We start from the raw sequence: 25,525 nt of genomic DNA, 5'->3' as shown, positions 1-25,525 counted from the left end.
TTTTTTCCCGGTCGCGCTTTTTATTTCAATTCCCGCAACGCATTGCCCTGATTATGGCCGGGCGTTTGGGATGTCGGGGTCCTTCCCTGCGGTGGGAAGCAAACCTACTGCCATCTCGGGGGGGGAGGAAGAGCTAGCGGACGGGGAACCCGGCCTCACGGATGGCCTGCTTGACCTGGTGGATGGCGTCGTCGGGACCGAAGTGGAACACCGAGGCGGCCAGCACGGCGTCAGCCCCGGCGATCACGGCTGCCGGGAAGTGCTCGGGCTTGCCGGCTCCCCCGGAGGCGATCAGCGGAACCTTCACCGCGGCGCGCACGGCGCGGATCATCTCGATGTCGAAACCCTCGCGGGTGCCGTCGGCATCGATGGAGTTCAGCAGGATCTCCCCCACGCCGCGGTCTGCCGCTTCCCTGGCCCAGGCGACGGCGTCGATTCCGGTTCCCCGGCGCCCGCCGTGGGTGGTGATTTCAAAGCCCGACGGCGTAGCGCCGTCGTGCGTGCGCCGCGCGTCCACGGAGAGCACCAGAACCTGCGAACCGAAGTGACGGGTGATTTCGTCGATGACGTCGGGGCGGGCGACGGCGGCGGAGTTGATCGAAGCCTTGTCCGCGCCGGAGCGCAGCAGCCGGTCAACATCCGCGATGCCGCGCACTCCCCCGCCCACAGTCAGCGGAATGAACACTTCCTCCGCGGTCCGGGAGACGACGTCGAACACGTTGTCCCGCTCCCCCGAGGACGCCGTGACATCCAGGAAGGTCAGCTCATCGGCACCGGCTTTGTCATAGCGGTGGGCGAGCTCCACCGGATCCCCGGCGTCGCGCAGGCCCTCAAAATTGATGCCCTTGACCACGCGGCCGGCGTCGACGTCCAGGCAGGGGATGACGCGGATGGCAACACTCATGGTGTTCTCCCTAGATCCGGCAGGCGTGGATGGTGCTGACCAGGATGGCGCGGGCGCCGATCTCGTACAGCTCGTCCATGATCCGGTTGGTGTCGGTGCGCTTGATCATGGAGCGCACGGCCACCCAGTCGGTGTCCTGCAGCGGGGAAACGGTGGGCGATTCCAGGCCCGGAGTGAGGGCGGCGGCGCGCTCCACCAAATCCCGGCGCACGTCGTAGTCCATCATCACGTACTGCCGGGCGACCAGTACGCCGCGCAGGCGGCGGATCAGCACGTCCAGGCCGGCCGGGTGCTCGGCGTCCCTGCGGCCGATCAGCACGGCCTCGGATTTCAGGATCGGGTCGCCGAAAATTTCCATGCCGGCGGCGCGCAGGGTGGTGCCGGTTTCGACGACGTCGGCGATTGCGTCCGCGACGCCCAGGCGCACGGATGATTCCACGGCTCCGTCGAGCCGGACGACCGAGGCGTTGATGCCGCGCTCGGCGAGGTAATCGCGCAGCAGGCCGTCATAGCTGGTGGCCAGGCGCTTGCCCTCGAGCTGGTCGATGGAATCGAAGTCGCCCACCGGACCGGCGAAACGGAAAGTGGAGGCGCCGAAGCCCAGGCTCATCAGCTCTTCGGCCTCCACCTGGGCGTCCAGGAAGAGGTCGCGGCCGGTGATGCCGACGTCGAGCGTGCCGGCGCCGACGTACACGGCGATGTCGCGGGGGCGGAGGAAGAAGAATTCAACGTCGTTGTCCGGGTCCACCATGACCAGTTCGCGGCTGTCGCGGCGCTGGCGGTAGCCCGCCTCGTTGAGCATGGCGGAGGCGGATTCGGACAGGGCACCCTTGTTGGGTACGGCTACACGGAGCATGGGAAGCATCTTTCGCTGGAAGTTTGTCACTGCTGAAGGGAGAAATTCGACCGGCGGGCCACACGCTGAAAAGTCAGCGCGCGGCTAGAGATGCTTGTAAACGTCCTGCAGGGTCAGGCCTTTGGCGAGCATCAGGACCTGGAGGTGGTAGAACAGCTGCGAGATTTCTTCGGCACATTCGGCATCGGATTCGTATTCGGCGGCCATCCACACTTCGGCGGCCTCCTCAACAACCTTCTTACCGATGCCATGCACGCCCGACTCGAATTCGGCCACGGTGCGTGACCCGGCGGGGCGGTCCTGAACTTTCTGGCTCAGCTCGGCAAAGAGGTCTTCAAAGGTTTTCACAGGTCAAGGGTACGCGTTGGCGCGGTGTGGGGTGGAATCGGGGGTCGGGGTGTGACCTTGCGGTTGCGCCGTTCCATTCGAAGCGGTAAGAATCGGCAGAGCCGAGTGGCCGGGTAGATGCCCCCTGCGCCGAACCCCTGAACGGAATGAGCCTCAATGAGCAGCACCATCCTGGTCGCCGGTGCCACGGGCGACCTTGGCCGGCGGATCGTCCGAGAACTGCTTTCCCATGATGTCCGGCTTCGCGTCCTCACCCGGCCGGGCACCGGCACGGCTGAGGCGCTCTTTGGAGACAACGACCGCATAGAGATCGTCACAGCCGCATATTCCGACCACACCGCCCTCGTCTCTGCCCTCGACGGGGTTGATGTCGTCCTGTCAGCCGTCAGCGGCACCCGGCCCGTGATCATTGATGCCCAGCGCGCCCTGCTGAGGGCGGCGGTTTCTGCCGGGACACCCCGGTTCATCCCGTCGGACTACTCCGCCGACTACCGTCCGATCACCCCCGGGAGCAATCGCAACTTCGAACTCCGCCGGGAGTTCGCTGCGGACCTTGACGCCGCGCCTATCCGGACGACCTCAATTCTGAACGGCATGTTTACTGATCTGCTCACCGGGGAGGCACCGCTGATTCTCTTCGACCGTCGAAGAGTCCTGTTCTGGTCCTCCGCCGATCAGGTCCTCGACTTCACGACCAAGGATGACGTCGCCCGGGTGACCGCTCGCGCAGCCGTTGACGACGACGCTCCCCGTACGGTCGAGGTTGCGGGTACGCAGGTTTCAGCCCGGGACGTCAGCCGGACCATGACCGAGCTGACCGGGACACCGTTCAAACTGCAGTGGGCCGGCACCGCCGGAACTCTTTCAGCGATGAGCAGGATCATCAGGCGAGTATCCGGGACCTCTGATGAGACGTTCCCGGCATGGCAGGGGATGCAGTACTTCGCCAGCATGTTCAGTGGCCAGGCGAAGCTGCGGCATGTTGACAACGAGCGTTACGGTCCGCACACGTGGACCGGTGTGCGCGATGTGATCCAGGCGCATCTCCGCAACCAGGACACTCCGGCTGCCACCTGACCGGCGGCTGCTCGCCCGCCTTTGGCGGACAGTGCAGGTGCGGCCCGCGCCGACTTCACGGGGCTCGTTGCATTGCTGATTGGGCATTGCTGATTGACCCTTTCCTGACACTGTGTCGGTATGATGTTGTTCGCCGGACAGAACGGTCTGTCCCGGATCAGCTGGAAGGACACAAATGTACGTAGTGGTCAACACTTTGGAAGTGGGCCCCGAGACCGCCGAGGCCTTCGAAAAGGCTTTTGTCGACAGCATGGCCAACCTCGAAGGGGTGCCTGGGCTGAGCCGAAGCACGCTGATGCGCCCCGAAGGAAAGAGCAACACCTATCTGTCCACCATGGAGTTCGATTCCAAGGAGGATTTCTTCGCGTGGCTGAAATCGGATTCCTTCAAGGCCTCGCACTCCGATGACCAGGCCCCGGGGATGCAGGCACCCAACGCGGTGGCCTCCTACACCGTCATCAAGGACACCGCGGCCTAACATCAGGGCACGGCGGCAGTTTAACGACGGCGGGGCCGCCCTTTCAGGCAGCCCCACGTCGAATCTGTTACCGGAGTCGGCGTCGCTAGCGGCGGCAAATGTCCTGGATGCGAACCGCTGACGCCATGGCCGCGTAGCCTGCGTCGTTGGGGTGCAGGTGGTCACCCGGGTCGAACTGGGGCCGGAGGCGGCTGCGGTCGCGGGGGTCGCGCACCACTGCGTCGAAGTCGATGACGGCATCGAATTCTCCCGAGGTGCGGATCCAGGAGTTCACAGCCCGGCGGTCCTGCTCACCCGCGTCGCTGTAATACCCGGCACCGCGGTAGGGAGTGAGGGTGGCACCCACCACCCTGATGCCGTGCTCACGGGCACGCTCGATGAACTGCCGGTAAACGGCGATCAGTGAGGCAGAATCCAGGGCTCCCGCCGATTGGCCTATGTCGTTGATCCCCTCCAGGAGAACCACAGTCCGCACGCCGGTCTGGTCGATGACGTCGTCCTCGAAACGTGACAGTGCGGAGACTCCGGCCGTACCGGCATCCTCCAATACGCGATTACCGCTGATGCCGGAGTTAATGACACCGCATTGCCTGCCCTCGGGCCGGCGGAGCAGCCGGTCCGCCACCTGGTCCGGGTACCGCAGATTGGCATCGACGGTCGAGGCGTATCCGTCAGTGATGGAGTCACCAAAGAACACCACCGAGCCAAGCGCGTTCGACGTCGTATCCACCCCTTCCAGGAAGTACCGTGAGGTGTCCAGCTCTTCATAGGAGTCCGACGGGCCGGCTGTGGCGTCGCCTGCAGCACGGTACGACGTCGCCATTCCCAGGCTGTGGACGGACGCCGGTCCCGTGGGCCCGGGCAGATACAGGCTGACCGTCAGGTCGGAATCGCTGTTGACCGGCAGCTGCACCGGATCGGAGACCCACTCGGCGCCCGCGGGAATGGTCACTGATGCGGCGCCGTCGAACGTCACCTGGCGAAGCCGGCCGGGATCCGGATCCGCAGCGGCGGAGCCGGGATATGCCGTAGCCGATCCAACCTCCAGCGCGGTGGTTCCGAAATCGTTGCTGATGCGGATGCGGAAGCTGGATCCGCCGACGGACAAATGCGCCGTTTGCCGGAGGGTGGTGTCGGTAAACCCTGCTCCGGAAACAGTGTCCTGGGTGCCGGCCGGTGTCATGGCCGCTGCCCAGCTGCCGGTCCACCGCGGTGAGGAATGGGAGCCGCCGGCGGCGCCGTTGGGCTCCACAGCGCTGGAACTTGCTTCATCCCCGGGGGTGGTGTCCGGATCAGTTTGAGCTGTCATTGCCGCACCGGCGGTTGGAAAACTCAGAGCGGCAGCTAAAAGGCCGGCCATAATGACACCGGACAGAGTAGTTGGTGGTCTCACGGTGCACTCCTTTGTGCTGGTTTCCGGGTGGCGGAGGCCAGCCGTGGAGTCACGCTAGCACCGGCGGTCGTGCCGGAAATCCTGACGGGGCAACGTCGCCGCTACGTCACAGCGAAACGGGTCCTACGGTTGTGTTGATCCGGCCTGTCACCAAATGTGGGAGCCCGCGCTCATGCTCCGATCACCGGACGGTGGCGGGCCGCAACAGCAGCCACGTTCCGGCGGCCGAAAGCACAACCGCACCGATGGCTGCGGCCATGAGCCACCAGAGGCGGAAGGCCGCGGCAATTGCTGCCGCCTGGGGTACGAGGATGATTGCCGCCACCAGCAGGGCGAGGACGACGACGGCCGCAAGAAGTTGGGGACCACGTGCGCCGAAGCGCACCCACGCCGCGGCAAAGACTCCCCCGATCGTCAGGGTCGCCAGTACTCCGAGGAAGACGATGGGCAGCAGGCGCAGTGGGTCGCCGCCTCCGAGGACATGGATGTCGAAGATATAGAAGCCGGCGAACCAGTGATCCGTGGCGATTTCGACGGCATTCAGTGCTGCCAGAATCAGCGCGACGTAGGCGGCGGTGACGGCGTTCCAGATGAAGGTGCCCGCCACGAAAGCCCGCCGGGTGGCGCCCAGAGCCAAGGCGAACGGGAAGGTTGTTGCGACGCTCGCTACACCGAGATAGCCGAAGAATCCCACCAGGGCGTACACAATGCCCGGGTTGCTTTGTGATCCCTGAATCCATCCCTGTGTACCCGGCTGGCTGCCGGAGCGCCAGAAGACCAGTGCGATGAGAACCGAGATGACGGCGACCGCAGCTGCGATGGCCAGGGGCACGACGAAGGTTTCCGTCCTCCGGTTGAGGTGGAATTTGATGGTCGAGACGACGGCGCTCATGCGCGTGCCCCTTTCTGAATCTGAACCGGTTCCGGTGTGCCGGCTCCGAAACCGGCAACCAGTTCCTGCAGGGTCGCCGGCGACGTTGTGGCTCCGAGCGTACGTGCCTGGGCATGGAATTCTTCGTCGGCCGTTCCGCTTACTGTTGCTGATTTCAGGTTTCCGACCGTGTGGGACAGGAGGACCGTCCTGCCGGCTGAAAGCCGCTCCACCGCTTCGGCGGACCCGCTGACGGTAAGGGCAAGGCCGGGTGTTTCTTCGCTGCCGCAATCGACGCATATCCGGCCGCGGTCAACAATCACCACACGGTCAAAGAGGGCTTCGGATTCCTCGATGAGGTGCGTGGAGAGGATCACGGTGCGGGGATGTTCCGTGTAATCGCGGAGAAGTATGTTGTGAAACAGCGCCCTCGCCGTGACGTCAAGGCCGAGGTACGGCTCATCAAGCAGGGTGAGGGGCGCGCGGGAGGCCAGGGCCAAAACGATGGCGACGGAGGATAACTGCCCCCGGGAGAATTTCCTGATCGGGGTTTTGTCGGGAATGCGGAGTCCCTCCACCAGTTCGGCAGCAACGTCCGCGCTCCAATCAGGCGCAAATTCGGGGGCGATTCGCAGCACATGGCGCAGCAGATAACCATCGGGGTAGCGCTGGTTGTCACGGATGAAGCTGACGCGGGACAGGACCGCTTCATTTTCAAAGGGATTTTCCCCGAACACCGCCACCGTGCCCGAGCTGGGCCGGTCCTGGCCCGCGAGGAGTGACATGATGGTGGTTTTGCCGGCACCGTTCCTGCCAAGGAGCCCGCAGATTGCACCCTCAGGCACGCTGAGGGTGACGTCCTCCAGCGCCGTCGAGCGCCCGAATATGCGGCTCACGGAGCGGATATCGATTGCGTTAGTCATACCGGGTCCTGTTCCTCATCAATCATCGAATGCAGTTCGGCGGGCGTGATATCCAGAACCGCGGCTTCTTGGAGAAGGGGCTGCAGAAATTGTTGGCGGAACTCCTCGCGCCGCCGGGTCAGGAGGATCTTCCGTGCTCCGGTTGCAACAAACATTCCGATGCCCCGTTTCTTGTAGAGCACGCCCAGGTCCACGAGCATGTTCACGCCCTTGCTGGCAGTGGCGGGATTCATCTGGTGGAACAGGGCGAAGTCGGTGGCCGAGGGCACCGCGGTCTCCTCCGGATAGGTTCCGGACACGATGTCGTCAGCAACCCGGGCCGCGAGCTGCTGGAAGATCGGCCCCTCACCTGTGAACATGCCCTGACGCTAGTCCATTAGTGCAGTAATGGACATAGGTACTCGAAAGAAATCTCGGGGTGCCCGGCCAGCGACATCACCGCCCAATCGTCGTAGCCTAAGGTGCGTTCCCAAATGACACATTCCTGCCATCTCAATGGAGAGAAAATGACAGTCAGCACCACCTCAGGCTCTGCCAACGGTCCCGCAGTCCCCACCGGTTCCGCTGCAGTGTCACTGCGCCCCCTGGCTATCGGTGAAGCACGCATCACCGGCGGATTGTGGCACCAGCGGGCCGAAGCAAACCGCGGCGCCTCAATACCCCAGGGCCTGGCACGCCTGCATTCGGCAGGCAACATTCGCAACCTGGAAATTGCCGCCGGAACAGCCGAAGGCGAAGCCGTTGGGCCGGTATTCGCCGACTCGGATGTCTACAAATGGCTGGAGGCGGCCGCCTGGGAATACGCACGTTCCGGCGATGAGGGCCTTCTTCACGACCAGCTCGAGCTCACGCGGATCGTCGCCCGGGCGCAGGCGCCGGACGGTTATATCGATTCCGTGGTGCAGATCCGCGAGGGAGAACGTTATCGGGATCTGCCCTGGAGCCACGAGCATTACTGCATGGGCCACCTGATCCAGGCCGGCGTCGCCCAGGTGCGGGCGACGGGCTCCCGGGAACTGCTGGATGTGGCGGTCGGGGCCGCCGACCACCTGGTGAACACGTTCGGGCCGGACAAACGGCACGACATCGACGGGCACCCCGTCGTCGAAACGGCGCTGGTGGAGTTGTACCGGGAAACCGGAACCCCGGACTACCTCACCCTGGCCCAGTACTTCGTGGATGCACGCGGCCACGGGCTGATGGCCTCCTACGGCAAAGAGCCCACCTATTTTTCCGATCGGGTTCCGGTGCGGGATGCCGACACTGTGGAGGGCCACGCCGTCCGTGCGGTCTATCTGGCCGCCGGTGCCGCCGACGTGGCCTTGGAAACCGGCGATCATGACCTGCTGCAGGCGCTGGAAATCCAGTACGAGTCCATGGAACGGTCCAAGCAGTACATCACCGGCGGACTCGGGTCACGCTGGGAAGGAGAATCCTTCGGGGACCCATATGAACTTCCCACGGACCGCGGTTACGCGGAAACCTGCGCCGCGATCGGTGGAGTACAGCTGGCCTGGCGCCTGCTGCTGGCCACCGGCAGCCCCGGCTACGCCGACCAGATTGAACGGATGCTCCTGAACGGGTTCCTTGCCGGCGTATCCCTGAGTGGCACCGAGTACTTTTACGTCAATCCGCTGCAGCTGCGCGGGGACGCCTCACCGGAGGAGAACCGCAGCCCCGCCCATGGACGCCGCGGCTGGTTTGACTGCGCATGCTGTCCACCCAACATCATGCGCACCCTCTCCAGCCTTGATGCCTATATGGCGACGGTCGCCGCCGGGGAACCGGAGATCCCCACCGTGCAGATCCACCAATATGCTCCCTCCATTGTCCAGGCAGCCGGCCTGAATCTGACGGTGGAAACCGGTTATCCCTGGGACGGGGCAATACGGATTCGGGTGGAATCTGCTCCGGCCGCCGCTACGGCCATCGAACTTCGAGTGCCGTCCTGGGCACGGGGCGCAACGCTTGAGGGTCGTGCCGTTGACGCGGGAACGTATGCCCGCGTGGAACGAATCTGGCGCAGCGGTGATGAAGTGCTGCTGCAGGTGCCTCTGGAACCGCGGCTGACCGCGGCAGACCCGCGGATCGATGCCGTCCGCGGCTGCGCGGCCATCGAATACGGACCCCTGGTCTACGCACTGGAACAGGAAGACCAGACGGCGCCCGTCGATTTCCTGTTCCTGTCACCGGAGGCGCCGATCACGGCACAGCACCACCCTGATTTGCTGGGCGGCATCACAGTCTTGTCCGCCGCCGGCGGGGCGGGCAACCCGCCGGCGGAGGCGCGCTCACCCTATGTACCTCTGGACGGGACCCCGCCCCGGGTCAGCGGAGATCTCCAGCTCACCGCCATTCCGTATTATGCGTGGGCTAACCGCGGACCGCAGCCGATGCGCGTCTGGACACCGGTCCTATAGCCGACCGGCGGCAGGCCAGCGGCGAGTTCACAGTTCACCGATGGGCAGGCCGTCTCGCCGGAGGGCATCTTTGGCCGGTACGACGGCGGCGGCCGGCCGCCGGCGGGAAGCCGCTGCAGGACTGGATCGAAGTGCGCCCGTTCCCGGGCTCGCCCATCACCATCACGGCAAGAGTTACACCTAGGCGCTGGTCCCGCCCGCCGCCAAGATCACCCTGCCATGTTGACGTCCAGGCCAAGTCCCTGCTGGAGCGCCGCGTCGTAGAGGAGACGACCGATGGCGACGTCCTGCATGCCGATGCCCACGGAATCAAAAAGGGTGATCTCTGTTTCGCTCCGGCGGCCGGGAATCTGCCCAGCAATAACGCGGCCCAGTTCTCCCTGGACGTGGTCCAGCGATATGACCCCCTCCCCGACTGCCATTAACAGGTCTCCCGATTTCTCCGTGGCGGTGGCGATGCTGTCCACGAAGAGACTGGACCGAGCGATGCCGGCGGAATCGATCTCACGGTGGGTGGGCCGGGGACGCGCCCCTACGGCGTTTATGTGCCCGCCCGCGCGGAGCCATTCGCCCCGCACCAGGGGGTCCACCGACGGCGTCAGCGTGCAGAGAACATCTGCGCCCTCCACTATTTCCTGGACGGTCGATGCAGCGAGGACCGTGACGGGCTGGTGCGATACCTTGGTCCGGAATGCTTCAACGGTGGCGCTGCTGCGTGACCACACCATGACGGTGTCGATAGGCAGCACAGCCAGCATTGCTTCGACATGCGCAACGGCGAGGGCACCTGCGCCAACTAGTCCAAGGGTGGTGCTGTCCGGTCGGGCCAGATGCTTGCTGGCCACCGCACTCGCTGCTGCTGTCCGCACCCGCGTAGGCACCCGGCCATCCAACAGGGCCAGTGTCTCTCCGGTCTGCTGATCCGCCAGCACGATGCTGGAGCGCTGGCTGGGCAAGCCGACGTCGAGATTCCCCGGAATGTCCGAAAGGAGCTTCGCTCCGGCCAGCCGCTGCGCGTCGGCGAGACCGGCCATCACGAGGTAGCGCCCCTCAGAGGAGGGCAGCTGCATGGAGGTGGGAGCCGGCTGACAAGCCTCACCGGTGGAAATGGCTGCGAAAGCCTGTTCGACTGCGGTGATGGTGGCCGGCATGTTAGCCAGGGTTTCAAGATCTGAAGCGGTCAGGATGAGCGTCATGGGTACCTCGGACGGTTGGCGATGCCCGGCTAAAGAATGTTCCGGCTTCGGGGCGGGCTGAAGGATGGTTTCGGGGGCTGAAGGGTCAAGATCGAGGTCTTGGTTCTTGGGTGTTTGTCTAGCTTCGGGCTGCAGGCCTGGTGCGCCGCGCAGTGCGCGGCACCGCGGCATCCGGCAGCCGGTCCCGCAGGTACGGCAGGGAGGCAGCCCGCCCCCGCTCCACGTGAGCTCCGGCCAAAGCTTCGGCCAGGGCCGGTCGGCCGGCGGCAATGGCATGGACCAGCTCGGCGTGCTCTTCCCACATCCCCGGTGTATCGCGGCCGGGAGTCAGGTGGAACAGCCAGCGGACTCGGCCGTTAAGCAGGCTGGACAACCGCCGGAGCAGGTCATGGTCGGCCAACCGGACAATTCCCTCGTGCAGGTCGGAGTTGCGCCCCGAGGCTTCCTCGCCCGGAGTTCCGGTGCGGGCGAACTCCAGCTCCGCCAGCAGCTCCTCGGCGCTGGCTCCGGCGGCCACGCGGCGGGCGGCGCAGGCAGCCGCGAAGGGCTCCAGTTGCAGGCGAAGGTCGAACACTTCCTCCGCGTCCCTCAGCGTGAAGGTGTGCACCACACTTCCGCGGCGGGCTTCGGAATGAATAAATCCCTCTGCCTCCAGCAGAGGAAGCGCTTCCCGCAGGGGAATGCGGGAGACCTGCAGCTCCGCGGAGAGTTCACGTTCATTAAGCTTGCTCCCGGCGGGAATCCGTCCCGAAAGGATCCGCTCGCGGAGTGCGTCCGCCACTTGTTCCGACAGGCTGGTTTCCAGTTTCTGGTTCTCCACAGGGCCCCTTTCCTTTTGCCTCCAACAACTCTTTGGTATGCCAAGAATGCACTCCTTCAGGGGTAAATACCAAAATATGCGCACTTGGTATTCCAGAATCGGGCAGGGGTATTTGGTGTCGACCCCAGCGCAGTGTCAGCTGAGCTCTGAAAAAGCCAGTTACACTGGCGGGCATATCACCTCAGCGTCACTGATCGAAAGGCATCTGCGTGAATATCTGGGCATCATCCACCGTGGAGGGAGGCCTGTTCCGGGCCCCCTGCGCCAACGGAGCTTACGACCTTTTGGCCAGAGGAGTTCGTCAGTGACCGTTATTCTCCGTAACGCCCGGCCCTGGGGAGCTGAGGCCGCTGACCTGGTGCTGGACGGCGGAGTGATCGCCGCTGTGACGCCCGCTGCCTCAGGTCCCGCCGAACCGGCGGACGCCGTCGTCGTCGAAGGCCACGGACGAATCCTGCTGCCCTCCTTTTCCGACGCCCACGTGCACCTTGATTCCACCCGGATTGGCTTGCCATTCCGCCCGCACACCGGATCTGCGGGGGTATGGAACATGATGCTCAATGACAGGAACAACTGGCGCAACGCAGAGACATCCATTGCCGACCGCGCCGCCACCTGTTTGGCGGCGATGATTGCCCGCGGCACCACCCGGGTTCGCAGCTATGCCCAGGTTGACACCGACACCGGGCTGGAGCGGTTTGAGGCCGTTCTGGCTGCCCGTGAAACCCACCGGGACCGGGCCGATGTTGCGGTGATAGCGTTCCCGCAGGCCGGCCTGCTTCGTGAACCGGGCAGTGCGGACATCCTGGAGGAGGCCCTGAAACTGGGGGCCGACGTCGTGGGCGGCATCGATCCCTGTGCCCTTGACCGGGATCCGGTCCGGCACCTGGATATCGTCTTCGGCCTCGCCCAGAAATACAGCGTTCCGGTGGATATTCATCTGCACGAGCCCGGCCAGCTGGGCCTGTTCAGCGCCCAACTGATCCTGGAACGCACTAAGGCCCTCGGCATGCAGGGACTGGTGACCATTTCGCACGGCTACGGTTTGGCGGAACTGCCCGACAGCCAGCTCCGGGACCTTCTCGAAGAGATGGCCGCTTTGGACATCTCCATGTCCACGGTCGCGCCTGCCGGGGCACCGCTGCCCCTGCGGCAGCTCGCGGCTTCCGGGGTCCGAGTGGGCCTGGGGCAGGATGGACAGCGGGACTACTGGTCCCCGTACGGGAATGCGGACATGCTGGACCGCACCTGGCAGCTTGCTTTCACCAGCAAGTTCCGGTCCGACGAGCTGATTGAACACTGCGTTGCGGTGGCCACCATCGGCGGAGCCAGCGTGATCGACCCGCAGGCCCGACGGCTGTCCTCCGAGGGAGATCGCCCCGGACTCGAGGTGGGAGACCCCGCCGAGCTGGTCCTGGTTGAAGGTGAAACGGTGACTGCGGCGGTCATGGACAGGCTGCCGGGCCGAACCATCATCCACCGCGGTCAGGTGGTGGCGGAGGGGCTGGAGCTGGTCTGAGCCTCTTCGGGGTTCCGGCCTGCTGGGCGGCGATACCGCAGGAGAAGGGTGTCGCCGCCGCGGAGGACATGTGCCAGTTCCAGCCGGCGCGGGGGCACTGCCTCGGGCGCTCCCGCCGTGATGCGGAGCGCGCTGCCCGCCGCCATCAGCGGACTGACCGTCAAACACAAATCGTCCACCAGTCCAGCGGTCTGAAAAGATCCGAAGAGCCGCGGACCGCCCTCGCTGAGCACCCGCTGAAAGCCGTGCTGCGCGAGCACGGCTGCGGCCGCCTCCGGTTCCACCGTCCGCTCCCCCGCCACGACGACGTCGCCAACCCGTTCCAGCGCTGCCCTGCGGTCCGCGGGGGCGGTGGCTGCCGTCAGGATCAAGGGCCGGACCGGAGCCTGTTCGAACAGCGGGGAATCCGGGTCCAGGTTCAGGGTGCCGGAAACCAAAGCAAAACCGGGATGGGCAGGCATTCCGTGACCGGTGCGCCAGGCTTGGCTCTCGGTACCCAGGAGTGCCCCCGCGTACCCCTCGGCGCGCACCGTCCCGGCGCCCACGAGGATGACGTCGCAGGTCCGCCGCAGCAGTTCGAACACCCGGTGGTCTGCGCCGTCACCGAGGGCACCGGAGCGGCCGTCGATTGCTGCGGCGCCGTCGGCGGAGGCTACGAAATTGAACCGAAGGTGCGGGCGCACGGGCTCACCGGCAGGAGCATCCCAGGCGTAGGCCGCCATGAGTTCGTCGTCGGTGAGCTCAGCCGCGGAGCCCGCGGCGGTGATGGGTGTGGTCATGCGAGCGTGGCCGGCTCGTTGGCGTCGCCCATGTTGTGGCGCAGATAGGCCGGCTCCCGCCATCCCAGGATTGCTTCGGTCATCCGAATGGCGGAAGCTGCGGCGGGGACATTGTGCATCCGCAGAATTCGGGCACCGTTCATGATGCTGGCGACTCCCGCCGCGAGGGAGCCCTCCACCCGGTCCGCTTTCGCCGCGTCCAGGGTCTCCCCCACAAAGTCCTTGTTGGAAACCGCGGCCAGCACCGGATAACCCACTTCTGCAACCTCGGCGAGCCGGCGGGTGAGCTCGAGGGAGTGGAGGGTGTTCTTATTCAGGTCATGGCCGGGGTCAATGATGATGTTCTCCGGCGGCACCCCCAGTTCCTGGGCATACCCGCTGCGGCGGCGCAGGAACTCCGCCACCTCGGCGACGACGTCTGCGTACTGCGGACGCGGAAATGCGGTGCGGGGCGCGGCAAGGCTGTGGGTGATCACCAGATGAACCCCTGCCTCCGCCGCGACCCGGGCCAGGTCCGGATTGGCCAGGCCGGTGGTGTCGTTGATGACGGTGGCTCCCGCCTCGATGGCCGCTTCTGCCACTGAGGGCAGGAACGTGTCCGCGGAAATGATCACGTCGCTGCTCTCCCGGACGGCCCTGATGACCGGAACCACCCGGGCTGCTTCCTCAGCGGCATCCAGGGCAGGACCCGGCGCAAACGGTACGCCGCCAATGTCCACCCAGTCGGCGCCGTCGCGCACTGCCTGCAGGGCTGCCCCCACCGCAGCTTCCAGCGCAAAGGTTCGCCCGCCGTCGTAAAAGGAATCCGGGGTGCGGTTGATGATGGCCATCAAGGCAACCCGACGGCGGAAATCAAGGGTGCGTGCCCCTATCCGGTGTACCGGGTGAAGCAGCGGAGGTTGATACAAACTCATGGTTGAATCCTACGGCTGCTGACTCTAACCTCGGCTTGAATCCGTCCGCGCACGCCCTGAGGGACGAGTCCCAACTTCATGGCCTGAATCATGGCAACAGAAGAAGATCCTGCCCGGGAGCGCAGGCCTCTGGGACGGGAAAGTAGCTACTCCACCCGGAGCTACTTTCCGAGGGGGGCGCTGGCCGGCGCAGAATGATCAGTCCAAACCCGTGCTCAGGACCAGCAGCAATACGCCGGCGCCAGCCAGCATAAACACCAGGGCAAGGCGCTTTCCCTCAAGCATGTAGTACTTGCCCAGGCTCATTCGGTGCATCGACTGATAGAAGATGAAGAATATGCCGGCCCGCAGTTCCGCTGTGCCCCGCGGCGATAACCGCGATAAGACGAAACAGCATCAACCCCCAGCACACAAAGATGAGCACTTTCATAACCTTTGCTTAGCGCAAACGACCGGGTTGAGGAGAATTAGTTGTCGTGTCCATGGGCTAAGCGTATGGCCGGATTCCCATTGAAGTTGCCGACCGGAGCTGAGTAATAGCGCGTGCACGAATACGATGGAATTAGAGACACCGGGGCTGAGATGGGACACGCCAGGAGAACCTGTCTCGTTATCCGTGTCCGATTGCCAAGGGGAAGTTCGGAAGGTGTCGCGGTCAGGATCGGCTTACCGGCGCCAAGGCGGGACCGGAATTCGCCTTGTTCATCCCGATGCAGAATGCTTTCGATCGGCCCCACCTGCATGGATGATTGCTGTATGAAGACGATCGAGTGGTGGCCAAGATTGGACCCCGAAACGCAGGAGTGGCTTATCGCGCACAACGGCGAGGTTGTCAGCGCGGATGTGGTGGACAAGATCGTGGCGGTCGGTGGCGATATGACATCGGACGCTTGGTGGATCGGCGATCGCGGACTCGAGTGCTTCTATCTCTCCGACGAAGCAGCCGATTGGATCGAAACAACTGCCAACGGCGAATGAAACGAAGCGTGCACGTTGAGGGATCCCTTAGCGTGCACCCCGCAAGAAGCCCTCCATAGCGTAGCCGCCATTTTGCTCCAGTACAGCTCTAGCAATCCCGGCCAGCTTCTGGGGGTCATAGTCCGTCGAAGCTGCCCAGGCCAAGAGCTCCGATGCGGTCTCATCGTTGGGCAGCTGTTCCAGGCGCCGAACAATCCATTTGCCGTTGCCCAACCATTTTTGGTGCCGGAGCAACAGCAGTTCGGCGGATTGGCGGAACACATTCGAGGCGATGGCGAACGTTTCGGCGGGAGAACTGGAACCCAGAAGGTCATCCATTGAACAGCTGAGGTCGTACCTGCGGAGGTCGCGTTCGGCATCAGTTAACGGCATGGGGCCCTGCTGCATGTAAAGGCGCGCCTCATCTTGCCATTGAATGCCGGGCCCGTGGTCGGTCAGTATGAGTCCCCGGGCACAGATGTCTCCGAGGATGGCAGAGCGCATTGACCTTTCCTTCTCGTACCAGAAGGCCAGGCTCTCGGGTGTGTGAATGAAAGCTTCTACGATCCATCCCCGATACCGGATGGTCTCCGCGTAGTTCTCGCCACCAGCTCGATAGAGGATGGCTATGTCAAGGTCCGATGTCGGAGTCGAACAGCCCAAGGCTGCGCTGCCACCCAGGATTGATGCTTCCGCTCCGGCATGCATTTCCTCAACATAAGAGCGCGCAATCGTGATTGGATCCATTAGCCCATGATGCCCTACGCCTACAGGCCTTCTTCGACACAGTGCGAGGACACATGTTCCAAAATGGATCCCCAACTGGGGCTTCTATCACGCTGGCGCAGCTCAAGCGGAACGGGGGCATTCTGGCCGACACTGTAGAGTCGCCCCATGCCCATCGCTGCTGATGCCCCGCTGCCGTCGTACGTTTCCGGCTTCCTGCCCGGCGAAGAAACTGTCATGGGCCACTCGATACAAGTGGACGGGAGCCGATGGCAAAAGGCCCTGGCCGCCCGCGGTCTGCCCGCTTTGGAAGGCGCACTGGAGGCCCCGGGACTGACGCGTGTGTCCCGCCGGGACGTCTTCGACATCGGCGCCAGGGACATCACTCCGGAGAACGCATTCCAGCTCCTCTACTACTCCCTGGCCTGGGGTCTTGGCAGGAAGGCCCCGTACCTGCACCAGCGTCTTGACGGTCTGGCCGAGAACCAGGATAGGACAGCCGAGCTGCTCGCGGACGCGTGGACGGCAGTTCGCAGCGGGGAGCCGGCCGAGGACGTCTACAGCAACCTGACCACCACCGGCGGCAAGGGCCGGATCGCCTATTTCGGTCCGGCGTTCTCGACCAAGTTTCTCTACTTCGCCCAGGGCCCCGGCGTTCCGCCCCGCTATTTCATCCTGGACGAAGTCGTGGTGACCAACCTGCATGAGGTTTGGCCGGGCGCACCCACGGCCGGCTGGTATCCGGACACGTACGGACGGTACTGCACCTTCATCAGCCGCTGGGCCGACCTGGCGTCCGATGAGCTCAACGGTGAGCGAAAGGTCCGCGCCGACGAGATCGAGTACGCCGTCTTTCACCGCAAGTAGGGATACACGGGATCTATGGGCAAAAAGCCGTACGCTCCTGCACTGTTGGCGGGGCTTGTCCGGGAATGGATGGGAGCCAGCGCCGTCCTTCCGCGGATAGCCGTTGGACTGCTTATTGCCGGCGTCCTGACTGTCTTTCCCGGGTTCATGACACTTCTTTTTGTTGCCGGTGGAAAGTTCATCCCGTGGTGGATGGCCGGCGGTGCCCTGCTGGCCGGGGCCGCCGTCCTCGTGGGAGTGCAAGCCTCTGCCCGCAGTTCCGTCCCGGAGGATGACGCGTTCAGATGGTCCGAGCTTCAGAACCGCTGGTTCTGGTTTCCTCTGGCGCTTTGTGCTGTGTTCTGCGTATTCGGCATGGTCTCTGATGCCTGGAACCGTGCGGGCTACACGGTCGTGTCCAGGAACTCTTCCGGCTGCACGCTGATAGCCAAGGAAACGTCTTTTTTCGGGGGTGGCAGCGGGGTCATGTACCTCGGAGAGCCCTCGGGGGTGGCGCACAGGGTTGGCAGCTGGAAGGTTGACGAAGGCGACCGATCGGCAAGGGATGGCCAGGTCAGGGTCAGCTGGTTCGGGTCGACCGTGACGTACAGGGTCGGCGGCACCCTCTACGGCCCTGACGGCGGATACGGGAAAGGCCGGTGCTGGACAGAGGCGGTCCGGGGCCGTCTCGCCGGCGACTGACGCTCTCCCCCAGTTTGCGACATGAACCGTGCGCGTAGGCCGATCGTCTTGCGCGCCTAGGCACGCACCGAAGAGGACTTGCTGCAATAAGCGGAATCTGATCGTAGACCTGCTTCCACGTTGCAGGTGCGTGAAGGGCATAATCAACCCTGTGGCGAGGAGCAAAAGCATAAGAACTGACCTGGCAGCAGCTATCGAGGAGTCTGCTGCCAGCGCTGGGTTTCGGTTAGACAATGCTCAAGCCCTCGTACGGGACAGGCTTCTCGGACTCAGTGAGGATCTGCTCGCGTCCCGGTGGAGACGGGCCCAGCTCCGGGGCCTCTATGTGTGGGGTGAGGCCGGCTGCGGTAAATCCTGGCTGCTCGATGCCTACTTCCATGCACTCCCAATCCAGTCGAAACGGCGAGTCCACTTCCACGGATTCTTTGATCAACTTCATCGCCGCATCCATGAACACCAAGGAGAAACCAGCGCCGTCGATAGTGCTGTCCGTGAGCTCACTGACGGTGTGAAACTCCTGTATTTTGACGAGTTTCATGTCCATGACTCTGGAGACGCCGCGCTTTTAACACGGCTCCTGAGACAATTCTTCGCCACGAACGTCCTCCTTCTCGCAAGCTCCAACTACGCCCCCGCGTCCTTGCTGCCCAATCCGATCTGGCATCACCTGTTCGAACCAGGCATTGAACTGATCCAGACCAACATGGACATCATCAAGCTCCAGGGAACCGAAGACTATAGAGCCAGGCCGCAATCATCGGTCACTGGATTCAGGAGTGGGCGATGGATCAGCCCGGACCCCAGCGTTCAGCAGGACCGCCACACCCCGCAGGACCCGCAATCGTCCGACGCTGTGGAGTTGATAGCGGGCAGCAGGCGATTCCCCGTGGTTGCACATCGTGGCACCGAACTGTGGATCACCTTCGAGCAGTTATGCGGGGCGCAGACTTCGTCCGTGGAGTATCTGCACTGGGCGCAGCAGTTCAATCACTGGGTGCTGATGGATCTGCCCTCATTTGCCGACACTGACCCGGAGGCGCAACAGAGGCTTATCAACGTCATCGACGTTCTCTGTGACGCCGATGTGCGAACAACCATACGGTCCCCCTCACTCTCGAGGAGTTCCGGGCCACCACGCAGAACCGACCCGACGCCTTCAGAATGATGAGCCGATTACAGCTACTACAGACACAGCACCAGTCTCAACCCTGGCCACCTGAACAGGCTGTCTAATGGTCCTTTTTTGAAATCGAACGGTAGCTAATTCGTAGGCGAAGCCGGTCCCCAGCGACATGACGATTCACGATCAGACTGTAGAGGACGGCATTGTCCCCTGAGCGTCCGTAAGCTGGTCCCCCACCTGGATCCTTCACCAGGGCGGTGCCAACCCATCATGAGCACGTTGATGAGTTGCCAGCTTGGCTATCGAGTCCACGCACCGGAGCGCTACGCAGCCGGCTGACCGCGTGCGCCGATATCGCGGTGCCGACATCTTGGAATGACCCCATCCCGCCTTGGTACAAGGTGAGAGCGTTTCGCGTTGCCTCAAGCAGAACGCCTGGGTCCGCGATATCGATGAATTGCTCGTCGAGCCAGTCGGCAACTTCTATTCGTTGCTTGTCCTGCTCTGCCCGGGCCACAGCACGTAGCTCCGCTACTGCGGCAATTATCTCGACCCGGACGGCTTCCACGTTGTGTTGCTGTCTACGACCCATTCACAAATCCTATGTAGTTGTCATGCACTTATGCACAGCAATGGATTCCCTACCGCGACGGCTAATTTGCTTGAAAAACGCCGGTTTCCTGGAACCGCGCATACAGCTTCAGCACTTCTAAAGTAGGGACATGAGTGGGAGAGGGTGGATCAACCAGCGGGAAGAACCCAAGGTCACTCACCTCGGACTCTTCTGCTGACAGGTTTCCCTCCCATCTAGCGAGCACAAAACACATAGCGAAGGCTTGAACCTGATCACCGTTGGGGTAGGTCAGGGTGTGAATTGAAGGATCGGACAGACTCGCGAACGGTTCAAGGTCTTCTGCTTTGGCGACGATGCCCGTTTCCTCAAACAAACTCGGCTACGGCCGCGGTTCGGAAACTCTGGCCAGGTTCGCAGCCGCCAGCCGGCAGCTCCCACACTCCGTTGTCCACTCGGCGCTGGAACAGAGCATGGCCTCCTTGTTCTCCTAGCACGAGCACTTGAGCGCCTGGCAGAAGAACGAGTTGAGATCCGAGGTGTTGCCGAATCTTCCACAGATATGACCCAATGTGCCCCATGGCCTCACCATAACAAGGGTGTCCCGTGCACGTCCCTCAACGGGTCCGTCCAGCGCGACAGCTCAGTGTCTCCGTGCCGTTGAAACTCAGCCAACAGCCTCAACTTCATGAGTTCCATTTCTGATTTCCCCCTGTCAGGCCGTCACCGCGCGAAGACGGAGATACCGAGCCAGAAAAGCCCCAACATCAGGTAGAAAAATCCCATAGCTTTGATGGAGCCGACGTCAGCGAACGTGAATCGTTCCGGGGAGAGTCCACGAACGTGCCTGCTTGATGTGTCATTATCAATGTGCCTGAAGCGGACTTGGGGCAGCCGGCTGGCTGCCCCAAGTCCGCTTGATGGGGTATCACACTCTCCGCACGTCAGTCGCTACAACACACTAACTAAAAGAGTTCCATATCCGATAAAAGATATCAAAAGAAACGCCCAAAATAATAGTTGTAGCTTATTTCCGGATGGCGTTTTATGTTGTACTTTGCGAATATACATAGCAATCAAGACGCATAAGGCACCTGTGAAACCTGCTATTCCCACCGCTGTCGGAATACTCATCAATAATCCTCGCTAGTCCAACTTATTGGGGCTTGACAGCTTACCGGCGCTGAAACCTAAAAGGCCAGCGGCTGCTCCACCTGCACGACTGCCAATTATGCTACCAGCGGTATTTTCCTCACCTGACAAATCGTTCCCCATTACTGAGTCAGTTATTCCTGCAGCACACCCGAATCCGGCTCCTGCAAGGGCGCCGGGGACCGTTTTTGTAAAAGAGGTCGATGCTAAACCTCCAAAAGCTCCCACCACGCCGCCCAAGAGTTCAGGCGCAGCGCTGCCAGTAAATTCATCCCAGAAGCTAAGGTCTGTCTGGTCAGTATTACTGAAGGGGTTGTTGCCCGCGTAACTGTAATGCGGGTCTTGGCCGGAGGGGTCCAGTTGTGTGAATCGTCCGATGGCTGGGTTGTAGTATCGCGCGCCGAACTTTGTGTAGCCGGTGGCCGCATCCTTATATCCGGAGACGTGCTGGTAGGGGTTGTTGCCGGCCTGAGCTCCTGACTGGGTGGTGTTTCCCCAGGCATCGTAACTGTAGGTTGCTGCCTTTGCCTGACTGGCGTCGGTGAGGAGGATGACCGAACCAAGTGCATCTGTTGTGTAGTAGAAACCGACACCAGCACTGTTACGCATGCTGATCGGTTTCCCGTCAGGGTCCCTGATGAACGATGTGGTGGCACCGTTGGTGGTTTGGGTAGTGACGCCGAGGCTTCCGTTGAGGAAGGTCGTGTTCCCTGAGACAGTGCGTTCGTCGTTACGGTGTGAATCGCAGCAGTGTATGGCCTGGTTTTTGTAGCGGTTTGTGGCCGACCAGTCTCGTAAGCCCATCCCCTCGTGGAACGCCAGCATCGCGCGCCAGGCGACGGTGAGCTGCGGTGTACTCGTATCCCTCGGCAGAAATACGCCACGTCGTAGTCTTGGAGGGCGGCGCTGGAGACCCAGCGCCCTCCAAGCATGTTGAAAGGGGATCACCATGAGGAACGAACCGCTCGTAGGGGCTCTAATAGGCGCCATTGTCGTGGGCTACTTCACTTCAACCGAGCCGGCTCTCCTGATGTGCCTCATCTTGGGAGGGGTCTTTCTGATATTCGCAGTTCAGCTGCTGGTGATTTCGGGGCAACAACCAGCTGAAGACCCCGACCGCATCACACCCGCCGCTGCCTCCTCCGCCGGAAGCCGCGTCCTCGCATATGCCGCAGCATCACTGGCCGTCGTACAAACGTTGCTTTCTGTGTGGATGCTGGTGTTTGCGGGTAATCTCTTTTCCCTTTTTGGCGTCCTGTGTGGGCTTTGTTTCATCGTTGTCACAGTCCGGACGATGAAAACGCCTGCTGAAAGGTCCTCTCGTACACCCGTGCCGACGAACCTCTAGTCCGCCTTCGGACGCGGTACGGCGACTGTGATCCCTTTCGTAGTGCATCAATTCTGGAGACCGGCTCAAACTTCCGAGAGGGCTAGTGGAAGCTATCCGAAGTCTGGTGAGCTTCCATCTCATCTTGTGTGTCGAAGCCTGTAAGCCGGTGGTTCCTCGGACGCTCTGGCGTCCGATCTGGGATCGCGAAACGCTGCACTCCCCGGTACCGCTCCAGTAGTTGGTAACCGTGAGTTGCAGGCGCGGCCTCAGGCGTCCCGGTTATGACGTCCCCGCTTCCGCTCCGTCAGCACCATGCTGATGAGCGCAGCAAAAACTACGACGGGCATGAGCCCCGTAACCACACGTATGAGGTCAGGAAAAATCGCACCAGTAATACCAAGGGCAACAACAATCACCAGCGCTGGCAGCATGAAAGAAAACCGCAGCTTCATGTCAATGCCGTTTGATTTTGCCATTGTTTACTCTCCACTGCGTCGGCCCTAACAGGACTGATCCCCATACGGGCATGCGTGCGGAAACCTCCGTTGTTGCTGTGACCCTAGCGTACGAATCGCAGCGATACCTGGTGAAGTTTTCACATGCCCATGCGTCACCCAAGTCTCCGTAAGCCGATCCCTTTGCGGACGCTGACTGTCGACTCCTGTACGAGGACATACACCCACATGCAATCCGCTGCTGGGATGTCATTAGATTCAGGAGCTTAGGGACACCAGAGTTCCATCGTCGACCATTTTTCGGGTACGCCCATAGAATGCGCTGTCACACGCTCGGTTTCGGGAAAAGACGCAATGAGATCTCTCATGCGTGCGGTCCAGCTGCTGCCAGGTTCAATCGTCCTCAGCAGGAAGGCCATAACGGCCAAGGCGTTGTACAGGCCCAGTACCTGCTTCGAGGAATCCTCATCCCGGAGATGTTCCAGAAGAGGAACGTTGGCTGGCCGCTTCGGGGCCGTGACCAGTTTGCGATTGAAGATCCGGGCATGATGGGCGGCAACATTGCGCACGTAGTTCAGGCTCGCGATCCAGCTCCTCATCACGCTCTTCGATGGGACGGCATAGGCGTCGGCGATCCCTGTGGCGGTTGAGTTCGCCAACCCACCGTACAGACGGCTTAGATGCCCCAGCTCCATGATTTCGGTGAGAGCCCAGATGGGCATCTGGTTGTCGTACTTCTCGCGGAAATGGGCGACGAAGGCTTCATCAGAGCCATTCTGTCGATCTTGGATCCTGGAAAGCCACTGTGCATGCTTGCTCGGTGCTGCATCTCCCGTCTTCGGATCGAGCTGCGCCGCGGAGAAGGACGCGACAAAGGTGTCAGAATCCAAGTGTGCAAAGGCTGATCGCCGGCCCAGCACGTAGCCGATCTGCATGCGAAGCGAAACCTCGATCCGCTCGATCCCCTCCAGGATCAGCATCCGCAGCCGGCGGTCAAAATCAATGAGGGCTGCCGCGTCCTGCAGGGACGTTTCGGGCCGATAGACATTGAAGATCTGAATCCGTGAACGGCCGCTGTCGTCCACGTAGCTTGCCGACTCGCGAAAGGGATAGAGGTAGCCCGTAAGCCGGTAGTACCCAACCGCGCAGAGCAGCCGGGCGCCCTCTTCTTTGTCGGGGATACTGACACCGCGCGAGATGAGCTTTTCTACCTGATCCTCGACCGATAGCCACGCTTTGGTGTAATCAGCCATGAATCCCCCGGTTAAAGAAAATCAGCCCGGGCCGTGAGGCGAGCGGGCTGATCATGATGAAGGAACCATATCATGCGCGGGCTCCGATATCAGCTCACGTCTTAGAGTTGAAGCCGGTAGGAGTTGGCAGCCTGGTAGGCCTCGATGATGCATTAGCTGATCCGCGACCGGAACACTCTCGCTAGGCTGATCCGTCGGGAAAGTCTGTGATCCGCAGTCTATCTATGGTCCTGGCCAGCACGGATACGATCTGGTTCGTGCTGGCCTGCCTTGACCGCAGGGTTGGATAAGTCCTTGGCGTCAGTCCACAGGCGAAACCCGAATGAGATTGCCGTCAGGATCTGCGACCACAAAGGTACGTCCGAAAACATCATCGTGGGGTGATTCCAGGACCGTAACCCCCTTGGCCTTCCACTGCGCGAAGACCTCGTCTACCGCCGATGCAGATCCTGGAACCATCAGCCCGACTTCAGAGGTTCGTGGCGTTCCGGCCGTCGCGTGGTCGCTGCGTCCGGTCCACAAAGCAAAGAGCACCCCTGGTGCGACTTCGAAAGCGACGTAGCGGGGACTGGTGAAAACAGGCTCAATGTCGAACAGGGAACGATAGAACTCAGTCGCCGCTTCAGCTTCACGAACATAAACCAGGAACAAGTTAGGGGCAGGCATGGAGTCTCCTAAATCGGCGTATATACGGTCAGGAGTGACTCAAACAGTTAATCGCGCCAGAATGTGTCATGTTTGTACGCCATGATGGTGAACTATGAGAGCCTCCCGACTCCTTGCCCTGCTTCTCGTTCTGCAGACTCGGCAACGCATGACAACCGGCGAGTTGGCCCACCGGCTGGAAGTATCCCGACGAACGGTGTTGCGCGACGTGGAAGCGCTGTCAGCCGCTGGAGTTCCCGTCTACGCAGAGCGCGGCCGGAATGGGGGTATCGTGCTGCTCCCCGGCAGCCGGCTGAATGCCTCCCACCTTGAGCCCGCCGAGATGGAGGCATTATCAATCCCTGGTCTCGACAGGGTGCAGCGGGAACAGCTCGGCATGGCAGCGGCCCATGAAATGGCAACTGCCAAGATAGCTGCCCGAAGGGCTTCAGCCGCCACCTCAAAACCCGGGCTGGCGAATCTCGTGATTGTCGAGAATGCAAGCTGGCTAACAGCCGCTGGGGAGTCCACCGATGTAGCAGCCCTGGCCCTCGACCTGCGAGGCCGGAACCGCCTTCGGGTTCGTTACCGACGCAGCGGGACACAGCGGGCTACCGCGATGATAGTGGACCCGTACGGATTGGCGTCCAAAGCAGGCCGTTGGTACCTGGTGGCTGACCATGAACAGGAACCCGGCCTGTTTAACCTTGATCGACTCGAAGGTTACGAGGTACTGCCCCATGCCGCAGAAACCCGTGCGGGTCAGGACCTGCACGGAGTGTGGGCTGTCCTAAAGCAAAGGACAGAGAACCTCGGATCAGTCATCATCTACACACGTTTACGAGAAGACCGGTGCGATCTGGTAACCCGAATACTAGGGTCACGTCTCGTAAACATCGGCCCCTCCAGCCAGGGGTGGTGCTCCGCAGACATCAGTTATCCCGATATCGAATCGGTGCGGCAGCTGCTGCAGTTCGCAAACCATATTGAGATTGTCTCACCACCGGATGCGCGCCGGCGTTTCTTTGAGCTTGCGTCCGACATTGCACTACGACACCGACCGGAACACGATTAGCTCGATCATCGAGAAGTCTGTATCGCAGCGGGAGTGTTTCGCAGCGCTGTCGGTCTGCCGGTACACGCACCACCTGACGGATCAGTGCCCAGTAACGGATCCCTTACCGAACACGCGAGTCTGACCGACCTCCACGCGCGAAAGTCGGGATAATGCCTGGATGCGTCTTTATCTGTCGTCCTACCAGCTCGG

At 62.2% G+C, this 25,525-nt stretch carries 28 protein-coding genes; 10 read left to right on the top strand and 18 right to left on the bottom strand.

Annotated features, from left to right (window positions below; translation table 11 throughout):
- Positions 1-133: 133 nt before the first annotated feature.
- From hisF to ACIQXM_RS12615, 3 genes are all read right to left on the bottom strand, one after another.
- Positions 134-904: an imidazole glycerol phosphate synthase subunit HisF gene (gene hisF / locus ACIQXM_RS12625; RefSeq protein WP_400931978.1), complete on the bottom strand. Its 771-nt coding sequence runs from the start codon at positions 902-904 to the stop codon at positions 134-136.
- Between the two features lie 10 nt (positions 905-914).
- The gene (gene hisG, locus ACIQXM_RS12620; RefSeq protein WP_400931976.1) at positions 915-1,760 is read right to left on the bottom strand and encodes an ATP phosphoribosyltransferase; all 846 of its coding nucleotides are present in this window, start codon (positions 1,758-1,760) and stop codon (positions 915-917) included.
- 84 nt (positions 1,761-1,844) lie between these two features.
- Entirely contained in the window at positions 1,845-2,108 is a 264-nt protein-coding gene (locus ACIQXM_RS12615) for a phosphoribosyl-ATP diphosphatase (RefSeq protein ID WP_400931974.1), read from the bottom strand.
- Between the two features lie 156 nt (positions 2,109-2,264).
- Here ACIQXM_RS12615 and ACIQXM_RS12610 point away from each other — a divergent pair, with 156 nt between their 5' ends.
- Entirely contained in the window at positions 2,265-3,185 is a 921-nt protein-coding gene (locus tag ACIQXM_RS12610) for an NmrA family NAD(P)-binding protein (RefSeq protein WP_400931972.1), read from the top strand.
- Between the two features lie 175 nt (positions 3,186-3,360).
- Positions 3,361-3,663 carry an antibiotic biosynthesis monooxygenase family protein gene (locus ACIQXM_RS12605; protein WP_400931970.1) on the top strand — a complete coding sequence of 101 codons (303 nt, stop codon included), beginning with the start codon at positions 3,361-3,363 and terminating at the stop codon, positions 3,661-3,663.
- Between the two features lie 85 nt (positions 3,664-3,748).
- Here ACIQXM_RS12605 and ACIQXM_RS12600 read toward each other — a convergent pair whose 3' ends face one another.
- From ACIQXM_RS12600 to ACIQXM_RS12585, 4 genes are all read right to left on the bottom strand, one after another.
- Positions 3,749-5,056, bottom strand: coding sequence for a GDSL-type esterase/lipase family protein (locus tag ACIQXM_RS12600; protein ID WP_400931968.1), 1,308 nt, complete (start codon positions 5,054-5,056; stop codon positions 3,749-3,751).
- Between the two features lie 181 nt (positions 5,057-5,237).
- On the bottom strand, positions 5,238-5,948 hold the full coding sequence (locus ACIQXM_RS12595; protein WP_400931966.1) for a hypothetical protein: 711 nt from the start codon (positions 5,946-5,948) through the stop codon (positions 5,238-5,240).
- A complete protein-coding gene (locus ACIQXM_RS12590) occupies positions 5,945-6,850 on the bottom strand; it encodes an ABC transporter ATP-binding protein (RefSeq protein ID WP_400931964.1) in 906 nt (301 codons plus the stop codon). Before ACIQXM_RS12590 ends, ACIQXM_RS12595 begins: the two co-directional genes overlap by 4 nt.
- Positions 6,847-7,209, bottom strand: coding sequence for a GntR family transcriptional regulator (locus ACIQXM_RS12585; protein WP_400931962.1), 363 nt, complete (start codon positions 7,207-7,209; stop codon positions 6,847-6,849). Before ACIQXM_RS12585 ends, ACIQXM_RS12590 begins: the two co-directional genes overlap by 4 nt.
- A 147-nt stretch (positions 7,210-7,356) precedes the next feature.
- Here ACIQXM_RS12585 and ACIQXM_RS12580 point away from each other — a divergent pair, with 147 nt between their 5' ends.
- A complete protein-coding gene (locus ACIQXM_RS12580) occupies positions 7,357-9,270 on the top strand; it encodes a glycoside hydrolase family 127 protein (protein ID WP_400931960.1) in 1,914 nt (637 codons plus the stop codon).
- A gap of 209 nt (positions 9,271-9,479) precedes the next feature.
- Here the strand turns inward: ACIQXM_RS12580 and ACIQXM_RS12575 are convergent, their stop codons facing one another.
- The gene (locus tag ACIQXM_RS12575) at positions 9,480-10,466 is read right to left on the bottom strand and encodes an ornithine cyclodeaminase family protein (protein WP_400931958.1); all 987 of its coding nucleotides are present in this window, start codon (positions 10,464-10,466) and stop codon (positions 9,480-9,482) included.
- Positions 10,467-10,584: 118 nt separating this feature from the next.
- Positions 10,585-11,286 carry a GntR family transcriptional regulator gene (locus ACIQXM_RS12570; RefSeq protein ID WP_400931956.1) on the bottom strand — a complete coding sequence of 234 codons (702 nt, stop codon included), beginning with the start codon at positions 11,284-11,286 and terminating at the stop codon, positions 10,585-10,587.
- A 304-nt stretch (positions 11,287-11,590) separates the two neighbouring features.
- On the opposite strand from ACIQXM_RS12570, the gene ACIQXM_RS12565 reads away from it, so the two are divergent.
- On the top strand, positions 11,591-12,805 hold the full coding sequence (locus ACIQXM_RS12565; protein WP_400931954.1) for an amidohydrolase: 1,215 nt from the start codon (positions 11,591-11,593) through the stop codon (positions 12,803-12,805).
- On the opposite strand, the gene ACIQXM_RS12560 is transcribed toward ACIQXM_RS12565, so the two are convergent.
- Together ACIQXM_RS12560 and folP are read right to left on the bottom strand one after the other, a co-directional pair.
- Entirely contained in the window at positions 12,772-13,584 is an 813-nt protein-coding gene (locus ACIQXM_RS12560; RefSeq protein WP_400931952.1) for a pyrimidine reductase family protein, read from the bottom strand. The two genes, ACIQXM_RS12565 and ACIQXM_RS12560, sit on opposite strands and share 34 nt — an antisense overlap.
- The gene (gene folP, locus ACIQXM_RS12555; RefSeq protein WP_400931950.1) at positions 13,581-14,498 is read right to left on the bottom strand and encodes a dihydropteroate synthase; all 918 of its coding nucleotides are present in this window, start codon (positions 14,496-14,498) and stop codon (positions 13,581-13,583) included. Before folP ends, ACIQXM_RS12560 begins: the two co-directional genes overlap by 4 nt.
- A 756-nt stretch (positions 14,499-15,254) precedes the next feature.
- On the opposite strand from folP, the gene ACIQXM_RS12550 reads away from it, so the two are divergent.
- Entirely contained in the window at positions 15,255-15,476 is a 222-nt protein-coding gene (locus ACIQXM_RS12550) for a hypothetical protein (RefSeq protein WP_400931948.1), read from the top strand.
- A 27-nt stretch (positions 15,477-15,503) separates the two neighbouring features.
- Here the strand turns inward: ACIQXM_RS12550 and ACIQXM_RS12545 are convergent, their stop codons facing one another.
- Positions 15,504-16,202, bottom strand: coding sequence for a nucleotidyltransferase domain-containing protein (locus tag ACIQXM_RS12545; RefSeq protein WP_400931946.1), 699 nt, complete (start codon positions 16,200-16,202; stop codon positions 15,504-15,506).
- Between the two features lie 147 nt (positions 16,203-16,349).
- On the opposite strand from ACIQXM_RS12545, the gene ACIQXM_RS12540 reads away from it, so the two are divergent.
- From ACIQXM_RS12540 to zapE, 3 genes are all read left to right on the top strand, one after another.
- On the top strand, positions 16,350-17,048 hold the full coding sequence (locus ACIQXM_RS12540) for a hypothetical protein (protein WP_400931944.1): 699 nt from the start codon (positions 16,350-16,352) through the stop codon (positions 17,046-17,048).
- A gap of 69 nt (positions 17,049-17,117) precedes the next feature.
- Positions 17,118-17,729: a hypothetical protein gene (locus ACIQXM_RS12535; protein WP_400931942.1), complete on the top strand. Its 612-nt coding sequence runs from the start codon at positions 17,118-17,120 to the stop codon at positions 17,727-17,729.
- 28 nt (positions 17,730-17,757) lie between these two features.
- The gene (gene zapE / locus ACIQXM_RS12530) at positions 17,758-18,894 is read left to right on the top strand and encodes a cell division protein ZapE (protein WP_400931940.1); all 1,137 of its coding nucleotides are present in this window, start codon (positions 17,758-17,760) and stop codon (positions 18,892-18,894) included.
- A 611-nt stretch (positions 18,895-19,505) separates the two neighbouring features.
- Here zapE and ACIQXM_RS12525 read toward each other — a convergent pair.
- The 3 genes from ACIQXM_RS12525 to ACIQXM_RS12515 all read right to left on the bottom strand — a co-directional run bounded on the left by ACIQXM_RS12525 (position 19,506) and on the right by ACIQXM_RS12515 (position 21,400).
- Positions 19,506-19,799 (bottom strand): hypothetical protein, encoded by a 294-nt coding sequence (locus ACIQXM_RS12525; RefSeq protein ID WP_400931938.1) that lies wholly within the window; start codon positions 19,797-19,799, stop codon positions 19,506-19,508.
- On the bottom strand, positions 19,792-20,004 hold the full coding sequence (locus ACIQXM_RS12520; protein ID WP_400931936.1) for an NUDIX domain-containing protein: 213 nt from the start codon (positions 20,002-20,004) through the stop codon (positions 19,792-19,794). Before ACIQXM_RS12520 ends, ACIQXM_RS12525 begins: the two co-directional genes overlap by 8 nt.
- Positions 20,005-20,569: 565 nt before the next feature.
- Positions 20,570-21,400 carry an RHS repeat-associated core domain-containing protein gene (locus tag ACIQXM_RS12515; protein WP_400931934.1) on the bottom strand — a complete coding sequence of 277 codons (831 nt, stop codon included), beginning with the start codon at positions 21,398-21,400 and terminating at the stop codon, positions 20,570-20,572.
- A gap of 124 nt (positions 21,401-21,524) precedes the next feature.
- On the opposite strand from ACIQXM_RS12515, the gene ACIQXM_RS12510 reads away from it, so the two are divergent.
- Positions 21,525-21,923, top strand: a complete 399-nt coding sequence (locus ACIQXM_RS12510; RefSeq protein ID WP_400931932.1) for a hypothetical protein — start codon at positions 21,525-21,527, stop codon at positions 21,921-21,923.
- Between the two features lie 248 nt (positions 21,924-22,171).
- Here the strand turns inward: ACIQXM_RS12510 and ACIQXM_RS12505 are convergent, their stop codons facing one another.
- The 3 genes from ACIQXM_RS12505 to ACIQXM_RS12495 form a co-directional block, all read right to left on the bottom strand.
- The gene (locus tag ACIQXM_RS12505) at positions 22,172-22,381 is read right to left on the bottom strand and encodes a hypothetical protein (protein WP_400931930.1); all 210 of its coding nucleotides are present in this window, start codon (positions 22,379-22,381) and stop codon (positions 22,172-22,174) included.
- Positions 22,382-22,626: 245 nt separating this feature from the next.
- A complete protein-coding gene (locus ACIQXM_RS12500) occupies positions 22,627-23,613 on the bottom strand; it encodes an Abi family protein (protein ID WP_400931928.1) in 987 nt (328 codons plus the stop codon).
- A 300-nt stretch (positions 23,614-23,913) separates the two neighbouring features.
- Positions 23,914-24,279, bottom strand: a complete 366-nt coding sequence (locus tag ACIQXM_RS12495; RefSeq protein WP_400931926.1) for a VOC family protein — start codon at positions 24,277-24,279, stop codon at positions 23,914-23,916.
- A gap of 94 nt (positions 24,280-24,373) precedes the next feature.
- Here ACIQXM_RS12495 and ACIQXM_RS12490 point away from each other — a divergent pair, with 94 nt between their 5' ends.
- Complete coding sequence (locus tag ACIQXM_RS12490; protein ID WP_400931924.1) at positions 24,374-25,333, top strand: helix-turn-helix transcriptional regulator; 960 nt, start codon at positions 24,374-24,376, stop codon at positions 25,331-25,333.
- Positions 25,334-25,525: the final 192 nt, after the last annotated feature.

The sequence above is a fragment of the Arthrobacter sp. NPDC097144 genome (assembly GCF_044762205.1).
Taxonomy (GTDB): domain Bacteria; phylum Actinomycetota; class Actinomycetes; order Actinomycetales; family Micrococcaceae; genus Arthrobacter_B.
Note: the sequence above shows the minus strand (reverse complement) of the source record. Positions and strands in the feature narration are given on the sequence as shown.

What these genes read in the sequence shown, in the direction of transcription:
- ACIQXM_RS12560 (WP_400931952.1), bottom strand. Translation starts at nt 13,584, where the DNA reads ATGACCACACCCATCACCGCCGCGGGCTCCGCGGCTGAGCTCACCGAC.
- ACIQXM_RS12520 (WP_400931936.1), bottom strand. Translation starts at nt 20,004, where the DNA reads ATGGGGCACATTGGGTCATATCTGTGGAAGATTCGGCAACACCTCGGA.
- ACIQXM_RS12575 (WP_400931958.1), bottom strand. Translation starts at nt 10,466, where the DNA reads ATGACGCTCATCCTGACCGCTTCAGATCTTGAAACCCTGGCTAACATG.
- hisG (WP_400931976.1), bottom strand. Translation starts at nt 1,760, where the DNA reads ATGCTCCGTGTAGCCGTACCCAACAAGGGTGCCCTGTCCGAATCCGCC.
- ACIQXM_RS12610 (WP_400931972.1), top strand. Translation starts at nt 2,265, where the DNA reads ATGAGCAGCACCATCCTGGTCGCCGGTGCCACGGGCGACCTTGGCCGG.
- ACIQXM_RS12490 (WP_400931924.1), top strand. Translation starts at nt 24,374, where the DNA reads ATGAGAGCCTCCCGACTCCTTGCCCTGCTTCTCGTTCTGCAGACTCGG.
- ACIQXM_RS12495 (WP_400931926.1), bottom strand. Translation starts at nt 24,279, where the DNA reads ATGCCTGCCCCTAACTTGTTCCTGGTTTATGTTCGTGAAGCTGAAGCG.
- hisF (WP_400931978.1), bottom strand. Translation starts at nt 904, where the DNA reads ATGAGTGTTGCCATCCGCGTCATCCCCTGCCTGGACGTCGACGCCGGC.
- ACIQXM_RS12585 (WP_400931962.1), bottom strand. Translation starts at nt 7,209, where the DNA reads ATGTTCACAGGTGAGGGGCCGATCTTCCAGCAGCTCGCGGCCCGGGTT.
- ACIQXM_RS12540 (WP_400931944.1), top strand. Translation starts at nt 16,350, where the DNA reads ATGCCCATCGCTGCTGATGCCCCGCTGCCGTCGTACGTTTCCGGCTTC.
- ACIQXM_RS12510 (WP_400931932.1), top strand. Translation starts at nt 21,525, where the DNA reads ATGAGGAACGAACCGCTCGTAGGGGCTCTAATAGGCGCCATTGTCGTG.
- ACIQXM_RS12550 (WP_400931948.1), top strand. Translation starts at nt 15,255, where the DNA reads ATGAAGACGATCGAGTGGTGGCCAAGATTGGACCCCGAAACGCAGGAG.
- ACIQXM_RS12605 (WP_400931970.1), top strand. Translation starts at nt 3,361, where the DNA reads ATGTACGTAGTGGTCAACACTTTGGAAGTGGGCCCCGAGACCGCCGAG.
- folP (WP_400931950.1), bottom strand. Translation starts at nt 14,498, where the DNA reads ATGAGTTTGTATCAACCTCCGCTGCTTCACCCGGTACACCGGATAGGG.
- ACIQXM_RS12515 (WP_400931934.1), bottom strand. Translation starts at nt 21,400, where the DNA reads ATGCTGGCGTTCCACGAGGGGATGGGCTTACGAGACTGGTCGGCCACA.
- ACIQXM_RS12595 (WP_400931966.1), bottom strand. Translation starts at nt 5,948, where the DNA reads ATGAGCGCCGTCGTCTCGACCATCAAATTCCACCTCAACCGGAGGACG.
- ACIQXM_RS12535 (WP_400931942.1), top strand. Translation starts at nt 17,118, where the DNA reads ATGGGAGCCAGCGCCGTCCTTCCGCGGATAGCCGTTGGACTGCTTATT.
- ACIQXM_RS12580 (WP_400931960.1), top strand. Translation starts at nt 7,357, where the DNA reads ATGACAGTCAGCACCACCTCAGGCTCTGCCAACGGTCCCGCAGTCCCC.
- ACIQXM_RS12590 (WP_400931964.1), bottom strand. Translation starts at nt 6,850, where the DNA reads ATGACTAACGCAATCGATATCCGCTCCGTGAGCCGCATATTCGGGCGC.
- ACIQXM_RS12505 (WP_400931930.1), bottom strand. Translation starts at nt 22,381, where the DNA reads ATGGCAAAATCAAACGGCATTGACATGAAGCTGCGGTTTTCTTTCATG.
- ACIQXM_RS12500 (WP_400931928.1), bottom strand. Translation starts at nt 23,613, where the DNA reads ATGGCTGATTACACCAAAGCGTGGCTATCGGTCGAGGATCAGGTAGAA.
- ACIQXM_RS12545 (WP_400931946.1), bottom strand. Translation starts at nt 16,202, where the DNA reads ATGGATCCAATCACGATTGCGCGCTCTTATGTTGAGGAAATGCATGCC.